The organism is Providencia sp. PROV119, from assembly GCF_028482435.1.
GTDB lineage: Bacteria > Pseudomonadota > Gammaproteobacteria > Enterobacterales > Enterobacteriaceae > Providencia > Providencia stuartii.
The window spans coordinates 16,668-30,791 of sequence record NZ_JAMPQL010000014.1 but is presented as its reverse complement, the minus strand read 5'-3'; the positions used below and the strand labels follow the sequence as shown (position 1 = coordinate 30,791).

Genomic DNA, 14,124 nt, shown 5'->3' with positions numbered 1-14,124 from the left:
AATGAATAATTTGCGCTTGTGCTTTATACAGTACCTGTTGATTATAGATGTGTAAACATCTAGACGGCTAAAAATTTAAGGGGTCAATATGTCTGTTATAAATCATACACTTGGATTTCCTCGTGTCGGTCTGAAAAGGGAGCTAAAACGCGCACAAGAAGATTATTGGGCTGGAAAAATTGACCAAGCAGCGCTTTTAGCAACGGGTCGTGAATTACGTGCTCGTCACTGGCAACAACAAAAAGATGCCGGTGTGCAACTATTACCGGTCGGTGATTTTGCTTGGTATGACCAAGTATTAACGACGAGCTTATTGCTGGGGAATGTACCTCCACGTCATCAAAACGAAGATGGCTCAATTGATTTAGATACACTATTTAGAGTGGCTCGTGGCCGCGCGCCAACAGGAAAGCCAGCAGCGGCAGGCGAGATGACTAAGTGGTTTAATACCAATTACCACTACATCGTACCTGAGTTCCAAAAAGGGCAGAAATTCAGCTTATCATGGACACAACTGTTTGATGAAGTCGATGAAGCGTTAGCACTAGGCCATACTATCAAACCTGTTGTAATTGGTCCGTTGACTTACCTATGGTTAGGCAAAGTAAAAGGTGAATCATTCGATCGTTTATCATTATTGAATGATCTGCTACCTGTCTATCAAGAAATTCTTGCACGTTTGGCGCAAAAAGGAATTGAGTGGGTACAAATTGATGAGCCAGCACTGGTGTTAGATTTACCAACAGAGTGGCAGCAGGCGTATCAAACGGCTTATCAAGCGTTAGCTGGGAAAACCAAACTGTTGCTGACAACCTATTTTGATGGCATCAGTCACCATCTGGATCTGATTAAACAGCTACCAGTACAGGGATTGCATGTTGATGTTGTCGCTGGGCAAGATGACATCGAAAAATTACACCAAGCGCTACCACAAGATTGGGTGCTCTCATTAGGCATTATCAATGGTCGTAACGTATGGAAAGCTGATTTAGGTGAAAAGTTTGCACGTATTAAGCCGTTGTTAGGCCAACGTAATTTGTGGGTCGGCTCATCGTGTTCACTACTCCATAGCCCTATCGATCTCAACGATGAGACTCGCTTAGATGAAGAAGTGAAAAGTTGGTTTGCTTTTGCGCTACAAAAATGTGCGGAATTAGCATTACTAAGCCAAGCGTTAAATGAGCCAACGGCAGAGCATCTTGCTGGATTAGAACAATACAGCGCTCCGGTTCGTGCTCGTAAGACATCAACTCGTGTCAATAATGCGGCGGTCAATCAGCGTTTGCAAGGGATCCGTAAAGGGGATGCTGAACGTAATAGCCCATATGAAATACGCGCTCAACGTCAACGTGAACGCTTTAATTTGCCATTATGGCCAACCACAACAATTGGTTCGTTCCCACAAACGAGTGAAATTAGAACACTGCGCCTTGATTTCAAAAAAGGTAACTTAGATAAAACGCACTATCGTACCAGTATCAGTGAACACATTAAGCAGGCGATTAAAGAGCAAGAACTGCTTGATATTGATGTGTTAGTGCATGGTGAAGCCGAACGTAACGACATGGTTGAATACTTTGGTGAGCATTTTGACGGTTATGTCTTTACACAAAATGGCTGGGTACAAAGCTATGGTTCGCGCTGTGTGAAACCTCCCGTCATTATTGGAGATATTAGCCGACCAGAAGCTATCACGGTAGAGTGGGCGAAATACGCACAATCGCTGACTGAAAAGCCAGTCAAAGGGATGTTAACGGGGCCTGTGACTATCCTATGTTGGTCATTCCCGCGTGAAGACATTAGTCGTGAAACAATTGCCAAACAAATTGCTTTGGCGCTACGCGATGAAGTGGATGATCTACAAAAAGCGGGGATTGGCATTATTCAAATCGATGAGCCTGCACTTCGCGAAGGCTTGCCATTACGTAAGAATGAGTGGGCTGAATATTTAAATTGGGCAGTAGAAGCATTTAAACTCAGTGCGGCAATTGCCGATGATGACACTCAGATCCACACCCATATGTGTTATTGCGAGTTCAATGACATCATGGATTCGATTGCTGCGCTGGATGCTGATGTGATCACGATTGAGACTTCGCGCTCTGACATGGAATTGTTGGATGCTTTCGAAGACTTCCATTATCCCAATGAAATTGGCCCAGGTGTATATGATATTCACTCACCAAACGTGCCAAATGTTGAGTGGATTGTGGCGCTACTGAGAAAAGCTGCTAAACGTGTTCCGGTTGAACGTCTGTGGGTGAACCCTGACTGTGGCTTGAAAACCCGTGGTTGGACAGAGACACGTCAATCATTGGCTAACATGGTGGAAGCTGCTAAAAGGTTAAGAAGCGAATACTAAGCTAAATATTGGTGAGTGGTAGGTTAGCATGTTGGTTAACCTACCACTTTTGCTTTGATGAGGCAGTATTAACCAAACAACTTTTCTTTCAGCATATTCATGCCAACTGCAGACAAATCAACGTGTTCTGGCAGAACACCTTCTGGTGTAGCTTGATTAACGAGTTTTGGGAGATATTTGGCGATCAATTCTGTCGTTTCTTGCGGGTCAATACCCACTTTTTGAGCTAATTGTTGGATATCTAAGTTACCAAAAACTTGAATTAATTGGTTAACGCTCACAGGTAGGTTCTCAGAGTTACTGATCCATGATTGAATAATGTCACCTAAGCCTTGTTGGTTAAATTTATCAACAACCCCTGCTAACCCACCTTGTTTATCAATCCATTCAATTACGGATTGAAACTGGCTCATTTTATCACCGGCAACCATGGTGATCAGTTGATCGAACAAACCCATTTAATACTCCTCATTATTTCTCAAATTGTGGGCTTCAACAGCGTGTTCAGTGCGTTAAAGGATCCCTAAAAATTAAGTAATCGGCTATTTTGGTCAATTTCAGCGAGGCGTCAATCAAAAATGATGCTATTGCGATTTAACTGAACGGAAAAGCGGAAAAGTTTTATTTTTTACACTTGATAGGTATAAACCACGCTCTCATCACATTTTTTATCACATTGCGATGTGAATTGTTTTGTTAATTACCAAAAATTAAAAATGCATTAAAAACAATAAATTAAAATAATATTGGTGATTTTTTATATTATTCATAATGTGATATCCATCATGTGTTTGTGAATTTTGTTATGTGAGAATTCACATCAATAACAAAGATTAACAACATCAGGGGTTGTTATGGGAAATTTCGTTAAGAACGTCGGTGTTATTGGCTTAGGCTCAATGGGTATGGGGATCGCTAAATCCCTAATAAAAAATAATATTCCTACCTATGGCTTTGACCTAAACCAAGATGCCTGCCAAACCTTAAAGCAAGCCGGTGCTGTCGCAGTAGGCCAAAATGCGGCGGAGTACGCTCAACATCTGCAAGCTTTACTGTTAGTTGTCGTCAATGGTCGCCAAGTCGAGGCAATCCTATTTGGTGGCGATAAGCCTCTGGTAGAGCAGTTGCAGCCAGGCACTATTATTATGTTGCATAGTACGCTATCTGCTGAGCAAACAAAACAGATTGCTCAGCGTTTGGCGCAATATCAGTTACCACTGATGGATGCACCTATTTCAGGCGGCGCGCTGAAAGCGGCAGAAGGCAAACTAACGGTGATGGCATCTGGCGCTCCGATCTTGTTTGAACAGCTTAACGAAGTTTTTGAGGCGATAGCTGAGCGTTTATATCGTGTCGGTGATGAGGTGGGGTTGGGGTCGACAGTAAAAACCATCCATCAACTACTTGCTGGGGTTCATATTGCGGTTGCTGCCGAAAGCATGGCATTAGCCGCCAAAGCGGGTATCGACCTGAATATGATGTATGACATCGTGACACATGCAGCGGGTAACTCGTGGATGTTTGAGAACCGTATGCAGCATGTTCTTGATGGTGATTATACGCCCAAATCGTCCGTTGATATTTTTGTGAAAGACTTAGGGTTGGTCATGGAAACAGGGAAAGCCTTGAACTTCCCATTACCTATCGCGGCCACTGCTCATCAAATGTTTATCTCTGCAAGTAACGAAGGTTTTGGCCTTCAAGATGACAGTGCAGTGATCAAAACTTTCAAAGGCATTGCTTTACCGGAGAAAAAAGTATGACTGTGAAATTAGGTGTGATTGCCGATGATTTTACTGGTGCAACCGACATCGCAGGATTTATGGTCCAGAACGGCTGGCGAGTCGTTCAATTACTGAATGAACCAGATGACAATACAGTCGTACCACACGATGTTGATGCGATTGTTATCAGCCTAAAAAGCCGTTCTTGTCCTGTAGATGAAGCAATTAACGCATCGTTAAACGCATGTCGTTGGTTAAAGCAACAAGCACACTGCCAACAAATTTTCTTTAAATATTGCTCCACATTTGATTCTACTGACAAAGGCAATATTGGCCCAGTGACTGACGCGTTGATGAAGCAGCTTGATACTCAAGTTGCACTGATTTGTCCTGCACTGCCCATTAATGGCAGAACCGTGGTTCACGGACATTTATTTGTCAATGGTCAGCTGCTCAATGAAAGTGGTATGCAGCATCACCCCGTGACGCCAATGACGGATGCTAACTTGATGAGGGTGATGGAAAAGCAATCTGAAGGTAAAGCTGGACTGATCCCATTATCTGATATTCAGCAAGGCAGCACGCTAATTAAACAGCGTTTAGCAACCTTAGCCGAGCAAGGTGCGAGTTACATCGTTGTTGATTCATTAACAATGAATGATTTGTTACCGATCGCCAAAGCGGTAAAAGAGATGCCTTTACTGACAGGTGGCTCTGGACTTGGGGCGGCATTAGCCAATGTGGATACCGGATGTGAATGGGGGGCAGGTGGTAGCCGTGGTGAAACGCCTAGCCGCCAAGGCCGTCAGACCGTGATTTTATCTGGCAGTTGCTCAGCAATGACCAACAAACAAGTGCAAAACTACCAACAAATTGCACCAGCTAAAGTCGTGGATGTCGGGGAGTGTATTGATAACCCTCTCTATGCCCAACAATTAGCAACGTGGGTTCAAGAGCAAAAATTAACAGGACTCGCACCACTATTATATGCGACCCAACCACCTGAAATTCTGAGAAAAATTCAAGAAACGTATGGGGCAGATATAGCGAGTAGCGCAGTGGAAAATGTGTTTGGGGAAGTGGTAAAAATCTTACAAGCACAAGGTTATAACACCTTTATTATTGCGGGTGGCGAAACATCCGGCAAAGTCGTTCAAAGCCTAGGAACCGAGCAATTAAGCATTGGTGCGCCAATCGCACCGGGCGTTCCATGGGTTCAAGATTTAACAAGCGGTCACTGGTTGGCACTCAAATCGGGTAATTTCGGCCAAGAGAATTTCTTCCAGTACGCACAGGAGATGTTTAATGAGTGAAGAAAAGGCACTACGCCAAGAGCTGGCTGATTGGGCTAAATCGATGTTTAACCGTGGCTATAGTAGCGGCGGAGCTGGAAACATCAGTGCCAAACTTCCGGATGGGAACATTATCGTCACGCCAACTAACTCCAGCTTTGGGGATTTAGATCCTGAAAGACTAAGTAAGTTGGATGCAGAAGGGCACTGGATCGATGGCGATAAGCCCACTAAAGAAGTCTCTATGCATATGGCGATGTATCGACAGCGTCCTGATTGCCGAGCGGTGGTTCACTTACACTCCCCTTGGCTAACCGCACTGTCGTGTTTATCAGGGCTTGATAGCAGCAATTGCTTGCCGCCAATCACGCCTTATTACGTGATGCGAGTCGGCAAATTGCCATTAATTCAATACTTGCCACCGGGGGATGACCGTATTGGTGAAGAAATTGAAAAATTGGCTCCTAACCATAACGCAGTACTGCTATCGAATCATGGACCCGTAGTTGGCGGTAAAACCTTAAGGCAAGCTTTCTTCAATGCTGAAGAGTTGGAAGATACGGCGCGTTTATATATCACATTACGCCAGCAAGGTTTTACAACACTCACTGAAGAGCAAGTTAACGAGCTAGAAAGCCGTTATCCAAAGAAATGAGGCACCTGATATGGCTAAATTTGCAGCAAACCTCAGTATGATGTTTAACGAAGTTCCTTTTATTCAGCGCTTTGAACGCGCTGCACAAGCGGGCTTTACTGGCGTTGAATATCTTTTCCCCTATGAAGAACAACCTGAAGCGATAGCTGAACAGTTGGAAAAATATGGTTTAACTCAAGCGCTGTTCAACATGCCAGCGGGCGATTGGGCGGCGGGTGAACGCGGCATGGCATCTATTCCGGGTCGTGAAGATGAGTTCGCACAAGGCGTACAGACGGCACTGAAATATGCCAAAGCGTTGGGTTGTAAGCAGGTGCATGCGATGGCAGGTAAATTGGATGCCCGATTTACCCCTGAACAGCAGCAAGCGTGTTTTATTAAAAATATTCAATATGCCGCAGATATTATGGCTGAGCATGGCATTCGTGTATTAATTGAGCCTATCAATACGCGTGATATGCCGGGTTACTTTTTGACTACGCAAAAGCAAGCTGAGGCATTGCTACCAAAGATCGCACGTGAAAATGTGTTTATTCAATTGGATCTCTATCACTGCCAAATTATGGAAGGTGATTTATTGAAAACAATTGAGCGTTTATGGGGTAAATTTAGTCATATTCAGATAGCTTCAGTTCCTTATCGTCATGAGCCTGATAGCGGTGAAGTCAATTACCCATGGATTTTCAAACAATTAGATGAAATGGGATATCAAGGTTGGCTTGGATGTGAATATCACCCCGCAGGTCGTACCGAAGACGGTTTAGGTTGGCTGAAGCAAGCACAGTCTTAAACAGGAGAGCCTATGATCCCTTCAGAGCGTCGTGATTTTATTTACCGTTACGTCCATGAGTACCAAACCGTGTCGATTAACGACTTGGTGGAGCTAATGAATGTGTCGCATATGACGGTAAGACGTGATATCCGCATGCTAGAAGAGGAAGGGAAAGTCGTTGCAATAAGCGGTGGTGTTCGGTTAAACGATGCGTTACGCCAAGAGCTTCCTTGGAGTGAGAAAGCGCGTTTACATCACCGAAGCAAACGTGAAATAGGTAAATTTGCCTCATCGCTCGTTGAAGATGGGCAAGTGGTTTATCTCGATGCGGGAACAACGACATTTGAGATAGCCCGTGTGCTGGGTGAACGGTTTAATTTGACGATTGTGACTAATGATTTTTCTATCATGCAGTATTTGATGAACAAATCACAACTCAATCTGTATCACACGGGGGGGCAAGTGGATAAACGTAACCATTCGTGTGTTGGCAATACCGCCGCAATGATGCTGAAAACCCTAAATGTTGATGTGGCATTTATTAGCACTAGCTCTTGGGATTTACTGCATGGGGTTTCCACGCCTCATGAAGAAAAAGTACAAATAAAACAAACATTACTGGATGTTGCTCGGCGCTGTGTGCTGGTTTCTGACAGTAGCAAATTTGGTAAATATGGCATGTTCCGTGTTTGCCCACTAAATCAATTGCACGACATTATTTGTGATAATCAGCTACCAAACGATGCTGTGCAGCGGATAACAGAACAAAATATAAAACTTCATTTAATAAAGACATAAATAATCTTACCTAATGATGAATAGCTCAAATTAGGGCTATTCAAGGAGAATAACAATGAAAGTTATCATTACAGGCGGCGCTGGCTTTTTGGGTCAGCAGCTAGCCGCTGCTTTACTTAAAAACAGCCAGGGTTTTAAATTTGACCAACTCGTTTTAGCGGATATTCAGTGCCCTACATCGCCAATTGAAGACGCTAGAGTGAGTTGTGTTGCAACAGATTTAACTCAGCCGGGTGCCGCTGATAAGCTGATTGATGCGCAAACCGACATCGTTTATCACCTCGCTGCTATTGTGAGTAGTCATGCTGAAAGCGATTTTGATTTAGGCATGAAAGTAAATTTCGAAGCGACTCGCCAATTATTGGAAGTGGCTCGTGCTAAAAACCCTGCAATGAAGTTTATCTTTACCAGTTCATTAGCAGTATTTGGCGGTGAACTACCTGACGTTATCACTGACCTTTGTGTGGTTAACCCGCAATCATCGTATGGTGCACAAAAAGCGATGTGCGAATTGATGGTTAATGACTATTCACGTAAAGGCTATGTTGATGGACGTGTGTTACGCCTACCAACAATCAGTGTGCGCCCTGGCGTTCCGAACAAAGCCGCTTCTTCATTTGCCAGTGGCATCATTCGTGAGCCATTAAATGGGGTTGAGAGTGTTTGCCCTGTTTCACCTGAACTTGCGTTGTGGCTCTCGAGTCCAGAAACGGTTGTCAGTAATTTCATTCATGCTGCAACCATTTCAGCAGAGCAATTTGGCTTGTCTCGTACGGTTAACTTACCGGGGATCACTGTGACAGTTCAAGGGATGATTGATGCTCTACGTGATGTCGCAGGCCAAAAAACGGTTGATCTGATCCGTTTTGAGCCGGATGAAGCCATTAACCGTATTGTCGCAAGTTGGCCGGGTAAATTCGATATTAGCCGTGCTTTAGGCCTTGGTTTCCGTGCAGATGGTTCGTTTGCTGATGCAATTCGTTCATTCATCACTCACCACGGCTCACAGCAATAGGGGATAAGCTATGTCCTATATTCCTATTATTGGCCTCGCGGTGGCCATATTTGTCCTGATCTTCTTGGTATTGCGAACGCGTATTCATGCGTTACTTGCCATGTTGATTGCAGCAGCTATTGCAGGTATCTCAGGTGGGTTAACCGCCGCAGAAACCGTCTCTGTAATTACAAAAGGTTTTGGTAGCACACTCGGTGGTATCGGTATTGTTATCGGTCTCGGGGTAATGATGGGAAGGGTACTAGAAGTTTCTGGTGCCGCTGAACAAATAGCGTATAGCTTTATTCGTTGGTTAGGGAAAAAACGCGAAGAATGGGCGCTGGCTATCACAGGTTATATCGTCAGTATTCCAATTTTCGTTGACTCCGCATTCGTGATCCTCTACCCATTAGCGAAGGCATTAGCGAAAAATGGTAAGCGTAGTCTGTTGACTCTTGGTGTCGCATTAGCTGGTGGCTTAGTGGTTACTCACCACACAGTGCCGCCGACTCCGGGTCCTTTAGGGGTTGCTGGGATCTTCGGTGTGGATATTGGTGCCATGATCTTAACGGGGATGACCCTTGCTATCCCTTGCGTTATTGGGATCGTATTTTACGCGAAGTGGTTAGCTGTTAAATACCCTGAGTTTATGCCCGATGAAAGCAACAACGCAGATCTGAAAGAAATTCACGACCGCTATATGGAAGAAAAGGCGAACAAGCCGTTACCAAGCCTCTTCTTATCTGTATTACCTATCGTAACACCGATCTTGTTGATCTTTATCAATGCGGTCAACGGGTTATTGCTAAAAACCGACGCCTTTCAAGGGATGGAGAATAATTGGTATTTCCAAACCTTTGAATTCCTTGGTGCGCCAATAATCGCTCTGTCTATCAGTGTGTTGATTGCCGTTTATACGCTGATGCCAAAAGCGACGAAAGAAGAAGTCATCGACCGCATGGAAGAAGGCTTACAGTCAGCCGGGATCATCTTACTGGTAACAGGTGCGGGTGGTGCGTTAGGTGCGGTTTTACGTGACAGTGGTACGGGGAATATTTTAGCGGAGCATGTGGCGAGTTTACCAATCACTCCAGTGTTGATCCCATTTATTATCGCCACATTGGTACGTTTAATTCAGGGTTCGGGCACCGTCGCGATGATCACAGCGGCATCGATTTCTGCTCCCATTATTAGCCAGATCCCTGATATCAATCTGCTTGTTGCGGCTCAAGCTGCGACAATGGGGTCACTGTTCTTTGGTTATTTCAACGACAGCCTCTACTGGGTTGTTAACCGAATGATGGGTATTAAGGACGTTAGACAACAGATGATGGTTTGGTCTATCCCAACAACGATAGCTTGGGCCATTGGTCTAGTAGGCGTTCTGATCCTTGATGTAGTTCTCTGATAGATAAACTATCTTTTATTTCTGCCAATAATTCAAAGCGCCTTCGGGCGCTTTTTCGTGACTTTCTTTCATATCGTCTATACTGATTGCATATTTGTATTTAAAACAATTAATTTGTGAGCTAAATCACCATTTAATGAAATCTAGATAAAATCATTTCCATTAAAAGTGACTATGGTCACTAAATTGACATGGGTTTACCGCTATATTAATCACAACGTATAAATTCAATGATGCCATTGTGTAAAGGAGTTTGATATGTCTGACGTATTCCACTTAGGGCTAAAAAAGAGTGACTTACAGGGTGCAACCGTTGCAATTGTTCCCGGTGATCCAAATCGTGTCGAAAAAATCGCACGCCTGATGGATAATCCGGTACATCTCGCTTCTTTACGTGAGTTCACCTCTTGGCGTGGTGAGCTTGATGGTAAAGCAGTCATTATTTGTTCAACGGGAATTGGTGGTCCTTCAACCTCTATTGCTGTAGAAGAACTTGCGCAGCTAGGTATTCGTACTTTCTTGCGTATTGGTACTACAGGGGCTATTCAAGAAAATATTAATGTTGGTGATGTGTTAGTGACAACCGCAGCCGTAAGATTAGACGGTGCGAGCCAACATTTTGCGCCATTGGAATACCCAGCCGTTGCTAACTTTACTTGTACGAATGCACTCTATGATGCAGCGAAAGAAGCGGGTGCAACAGTCCATGTGGGTGTGACTGCTTCATCGGATACCTTCTATCCAGGCCAAGAGCGTTATGACACCTATACTGGTCGTGTGATGCGCCATTTCAGAGGTTCAATGAAAGAATGGCAAGATATGGGCGTGATGAACTATGAGATGGAATCAGCGACGTTGCTGACCATGTGCTCAAGCCAAGGCCTACGTGCGGGTATGGTTGCGGGTGTGATTGTTAACCGTACTCAACAAGAAATTCCAGACGAAGCACTGTTGAAGAAAACAGAAAGCAATGTATTAAGCATTGTTGTTGAAGCTGCGCGTCGTCTACTTTAATTTCTCCTATTACTGGCTCGTTTACTTTGATGTTCGCTCGGTTGTGAATAAACCGTAGACGAGCCCAGTTTTCTTTCTCTTTTTCGATATTGATTACATTTCAATGCACTCTTTTATGAATACCTGCTTAACGGCGGGTATTTTTTCTGATTTTTTTCCGGTCATAATCTGTTATGGTTTTAGTCATAATCAATATCATAGGTAGCGATAATTATGACAAAAACACCTTATTTACACCCTTCAGTATTACCGTTAAAAGGTGGAATTAACTTCCGTGACCTCGGCGGAAAAAAATTAGCCAATGGCAACAAAATAAAATCAGGCGTGCTATTTCGTTCAGGAGCTTTGAACCATTTAACGACAGAGGATTTGGCCGTTTTACAATCACAAAACCTTTATCAAATCTTGGATTACCGTGATGTGGCGGAAACAAAAGCAAAACCAGATATGATTTGGGATGGTGCTCATTATGTTAATGCCCCAGCGAACCCTATGGCAAAGGAGGTCAGTGCCGACTTAGGTCAACTGACACCAGAGTCACTTGAACAGTTTGACCCTAAAATATTTATGGGGCGCCTTTACGAGCTATTGCCTTTAAATAATCCTGCTTACCATCAACTTGTGAGTATGTTAAAGCAGCCTGAAAAAGGGGGGATCGTTCAGCATTGTGCGGTCGGTAAAGATCGTACTGGTGTTGGCGCCGCTTTGGTACTATTTGCGCTGGGTGCAGACTTAGATACCGTCATGGAAGATTACCTACTGACAAATGAAACCCTCGCGCCATTCCGTAAGCATTTATTGGAAGAGCATGCACAAAGGATGAGTGACAGTGTGGTGAAAAAGTTTGAGTATGTCTATTCTGTGCGTGAAGAATTTCTTATGACAGCCATAAATAGCATAAAAACACATTATGGTAGTATTGATAAATGGCTGGAGAGTGATTTTGGACTGGATAATGCTGGCAGAAGCTTACTTCAAAGTTATTTTCTCGAATAATTAGTTTAAGATTGGTTTATTACATATTAGTTAATGTATTAAACCAATCCATTATAAGGGAGAAAGGCTGTGACGTTGAATGAAATCGTCCATACCGTGACCGAATTTACCCGTGAACATGAAATATGGGCGCTGCCAATCATCTTCTTTCTAGCATTTGGTGAATCTTTAGCCTTTTTATCTTTGCTGTTGCCTGCAACTGTCATCCTGTTAGGTTTAGGTGCCCTCATCGGCGAAAGTGGTATTACATTCTGGCCTGTATGGCTTGCGGCAACGTTAGGGGCATTTTTTGGTGATTGGCTCTCTTATTGGTTTGGTTTTCACTATAAAGATAACGTCCGTAAAATGTGGCCGATTTCTCGCAAACCTCAAATGATTGATAGAGGGCAGCACTTTTTCAATCGTTGGGGCATATGGAGTGTCTTTTTAGGGCGTTTCTTCGGGCCATTCAGAGCTGTCGTACCTTTAGTGGCTGGGATTTGTAAAATGCCTAAACGCTATTTTCAGGCGGCAAACCTAGTGTCTGCGATGATTTGGGCATTTGGTATATTAGCGCCAGGTGCATTTGGATTACGTTGGCTAGCTCAGTGGATGGGCTAAGCTGCGAATCGTCTCGCAATTTAGGGCTTGTTTTAAATTACTTCTGGACTGATATACAGTATCCGATTACCTTACCCTAGATCTCGTCATGTAAGGATTTAACAGTGGATACCTCTCTTTTATATGGGGTTATTGGCGCCCTTGGCGGTATATTAATTGGCGGCTTAGCCGTTTGGCTGTTTATTGCGCAAAAACTTAACCAAAAAGAGCAAGAACTCCAACACATTAATCGTCAACTTGCGGCCAGTGATGAAAAAAACATCCATCTTTCTGAGTGGAAAATGGAATATGAACGTCTCGATCAAGAGTTGCGAACACTCAGAGATATTAATCGTGAGCAAGAAGCTGAATTACGAGAAATCACAACACGTTTTGAGCAAAGCCAGCTAGCCAATGAAGAGAAACAGCGCCTGCTGCAAAACAGTGAGCAGCGGTTAACGATTCAATTTGAAAATTTAGCCAACCGGATTTTTGAGCAGAATGAGCGTAGGGCATCAGAGCAGCAGCAAAAAAGCTTGATTGCCATGCTATCCCCATTTCGTGAACAGCTTGAAGGGTTCCGCCAACAGGTACAGCAAAGCTTTGGTGAAGAAGCCAAAGAGCGGCATACACTGGCGTATGAAATCCGTCAGTTACAGCAGCTAAATACTCAAATGACCAAAGAAGCGGTTAACCTGACTCGAGCCCTTAAAGGGGATAACAAGATCCAAGGAAACTGGGGAGAAACCATTCTGACGCGGATCTTGGAAGCTTCTGGTTTACGCAAAGGGAGTGAGTTTGAAACACAAGTCAGTATTAATACCAGCTATAACAGCCGTTATCAGCCTGATGTGATTATCCGCTTGCCTGAAGGTAAAGACGTGATTGTTGATGCAAAAATGTCACTGGTCGCTTATGAAAGATATTTCAATAGTGAAGACCCTGACGAACAAACTCAGGCTATCAAAAACCATGTAGCTTCAATTCGTAATCACATGCGTATGCTAAGTCATAAGGACTATCATCAACTACCGGGGATACGCTCTTTAGATTATGTATTGATGTTTATTCCAATTGAACCTGCTTACTTATTGGCTTTAAAAGAATCGCCTGAGCTACTTGATGAAGGTATAAAACAGAATATCATGTTAGTTTGCCCTTCCACATTATTAGTGGCGGTGCGAACAATTAACAATTTGTGGCGCTATGAACGCCAAGGGCAAAATGCGCAAGAAATTGCCGCAAAAGCCGCAAAAATGTACGACAAATTACGCCTTTTTGTTGATGACATGCAACTTTTAGGGGCAAGCCTTGATAAAGCGGATAATGCTTACCAATCCGCAATGAAAAGGTTGGCTGAGGGGCGTGGTAATTTAATTAGTCAGGCAGAAAGCTTTAAAGAAATGGGGGTTGAGGTAAAACAGCCTATTTCACCACAGCTCGTTGAAAAGTCAGATAAGCCATATTGTGCGGAATCTTAGACTTCTTGATAGGGTTTTACCTCAAAGACTGTTACACTTCCTACAAAAG

General features: G+C 43.6%; 13 protein-coding genes. 12 read left to right on the top strand and 1 reads right to left on the bottom strand.

The window, feature by feature from the left end; genetic code table 11:
- The first annotated feature begins 88 nt into the window (after positions 1 to 88).
- Positions 89 to 2,362, top strand: a complete 2,274-nt coding sequence (gene metE, locus PSF11_RS13075; RefSeq protein WP_072502551.1) for a 5-methyltetrahydropteroyltriglutamate--homocysteine S-methyltransferase — start codon at positions 89 to 91, stop codon at positions 2,360 to 2,362.
- Positions 2,363 to 2,430: 68 nt separating this feature from the next.
- Here metE and PSF11_RS13070 read toward each other — a convergent pair whose 3' ends face one another.
- Positions 2,431 to 2,820: a YidB family protein gene (locus PSF11_RS13070; RefSeq protein ID WP_004924685.1), complete on the bottom strand. Its 390-nt coding sequence runs from the start codon at positions 2,818 to 2,820 to the stop codon at positions 2,431 to 2,433.
- A gap of 396 nt (positions 2,821 to 3,216) precedes the next feature.
- Here PSF11_RS13070 and ltnD point away from each other — a divergent pair, with 396 nt between their 5' ends.
- The 11 genes from ltnD to rmuC all read left to right on the top strand — a co-directional run bounded on the left by ltnD (position 3,217) and on the right by rmuC (position 14,075).
- A complete protein-coding gene (gene ltnD, locus PSF11_RS13065; RefSeq protein WP_004924688.1) occupies positions 3,217 to 4,125 on the top strand; it encodes an L-threonate dehydrogenase in 909 nt (302 codons plus the stop codon).
- Positions 4,122 to 5,399: a 3-oxo-tetronate kinase gene (gene otnK, locus PSF11_RS13060; protein WP_072502550.1), complete on the top strand. Its 1,278-nt coding sequence runs from the start codon at positions 4,122 to 4,124 to the stop codon at positions 5,397 to 5,399. The genes ltnD and otnK overlap by 4 nt, the downstream gene beginning before the upstream one ends.
- Positions 5,392 to 6,033 carry a 3-oxo-tetronate 4-phosphate decarboxylase gene (gene otnC / locus PSF11_RS13055; protein WP_036941979.1) on the top strand — a complete coding sequence of 214 codons (642 nt, stop codon included), beginning with the start codon at positions 5,392 to 5,394 and terminating at the stop codon, positions 6,031 to 6,033. Before otnK ends, otnC begins: the two co-directional genes overlap by 8 nt.
- A gap of 10 nt (positions 6,034 to 6,043) precedes the next feature.
- Positions 6,044 to 6,823: a 2-oxo-tetronate isomerase gene (otnI, locus tag PSF11_RS13050; RefSeq protein ID WP_004924693.1), complete on the top strand. Its 780-nt coding sequence runs from the start codon at positions 6,044 to 6,046 to the stop codon at positions 6,821 to 6,823.
- Between the two features lie 12 nt (positions 6,824 to 6,835).
- Positions 6,836 to 7,603, top strand: a complete 768-nt coding sequence (locus tag PSF11_RS13045) for a DeoR/GlpR family DNA-binding transcription regulator (RefSeq protein WP_105874153.1) — start codon at positions 6,836 to 6,838, stop codon at positions 7,601 to 7,603.
- A gap of 55 nt (positions 7,604 to 7,658) precedes the next feature.
- Positions 7,659 to 8,618 carry a D-erythronate dehydrogenase gene (gene denD, locus PSF11_RS13040; protein WP_072502549.1) on the top strand — a complete coding sequence of 320 codons (960 nt, stop codon included), beginning with the start codon at positions 7,659 to 7,661 and terminating at the stop codon, positions 8,616 to 8,618.
- A gap of 10 nt (positions 8,619 to 8,628) precedes the next feature.
- The gene (locus tag PSF11_RS13035; protein WP_004924699.1) at positions 8,629 to 10,005 is read left to right on the top strand and encodes a GntP family permease; all 1,377 of its coding nucleotides are present in this window, start codon (positions 8,629 to 8,631) and stop codon (positions 10,003 to 10,005) included.
- 258 nt (positions 10,006 to 10,263) lie between these two features.
- On the top strand, positions 10,264 to 11,019 hold the full coding sequence (gene udp, locus PSF11_RS13030) for a uridine phosphorylase (protein WP_004924702.1): 756 nt from the start codon (positions 10,264 to 10,266) through the stop codon (positions 11,017 to 11,019).
- Between the two features lie 213 nt (positions 11,020 to 11,232).
- A complete protein-coding gene (locus PSF11_RS13025) occupies positions 11,233 to 12,015 on the top strand; it encodes a tyrosine-protein phosphatase (RefSeq protein ID WP_004924704.1) in 783 nt (260 codons plus the stop codon).
- Positions 12,016 to 12,084: 69 nt separating this feature from the next.
- Positions 12,085 to 12,615 carry a DedA family protein gene (locus PSF11_RS13020; protein WP_004924706.1) on the top strand — a complete coding sequence of 177 codons (531 nt, stop codon included), beginning with the start codon at positions 12,085 to 12,087 and terminating at the stop codon, positions 12,613 to 12,615.
- Between the two features lie 104 nt (positions 12,616 to 12,719).
- A complete protein-coding gene (gene rmuC, locus PSF11_RS13015) occupies positions 12,720 to 14,075 on the top strand; it encodes a DNA recombination protein RmuC (protein WP_004924708.1) in 1,356 nt (451 codons plus the stop codon).
- Positions 14,076 to 14,124 lie beyond the last annotated feature (49 nt).

Bases quoted from the DNA above. Each gene is read 5' to 3' on its own strand.
- metE (WP_072502551.1), top strand. From the start codon at position 89: ATGTCTGTTATAAATCATACACTTGGATTTCCTCGTGTCGGTCTGAAA.
- PSF11_RS13070 (WP_004924685.1), bottom strand. From the start codon at position 2,820: ATGGGTTTGTTCGATCAACTGATCACCATGGTTGCCGGTGATAAAATG.
- PSF11_RS13045 (WP_105874153.1), top strand. From the start codon at position 6,836: ATGATCCCTTCAGAGCGTCGTGATTTTATTTACCGTTACGTCCATGAG.
- otnK (WP_072502550.1), top strand. From the start codon at position 4,122: ATGACTGTGAAATTAGGTGTGATTGCCGATGATTTTACTGGTGCAACC.
- ltnD (WP_004924688.1), top strand. From the start codon at position 3,217: ATGGGAAATTTCGTTAAGAACGTCGGTGTTATTGGCTTAGGCTCAATG.
- denD (WP_072502549.1), top strand. From the start codon at position 7,659: ATGAAAGTTATCATTACAGGCGGCGCTGGCTTTTTGGGTCAGCAGCTA.
- otnI (WP_004924693.1), top strand. From the start codon at position 6,044: ATGGCTAAATTTGCAGCAAACCTCAGTATGATGTTTAACGAAGTTCCT.
- udp (WP_004924702.1), top strand. From the start codon at position 10,264: ATGTCTGACGTATTCCACTTAGGGCTAAAAAAGAGTGACTTACAGGGT.
- PSF11_RS13025 (WP_004924704.1), top strand. From the start codon at position 11,233: ATGACAAAAACACCTTATTTACACCCTTCAGTATTACCGTTAAAAGGT.
- otnC (WP_036941979.1), top strand. From the start codon at position 5,392: ATGAGTGAAGAAAAGGCACTACGCCAAGAGCTGGCTGATTGGGCTAAA.
- PSF11_RS13035 (WP_004924699.1), top strand. From the start codon at position 8,629: ATGTCCTATATTCCTATTATTGGCCTCGCGGTGGCCATATTTGTCCTG.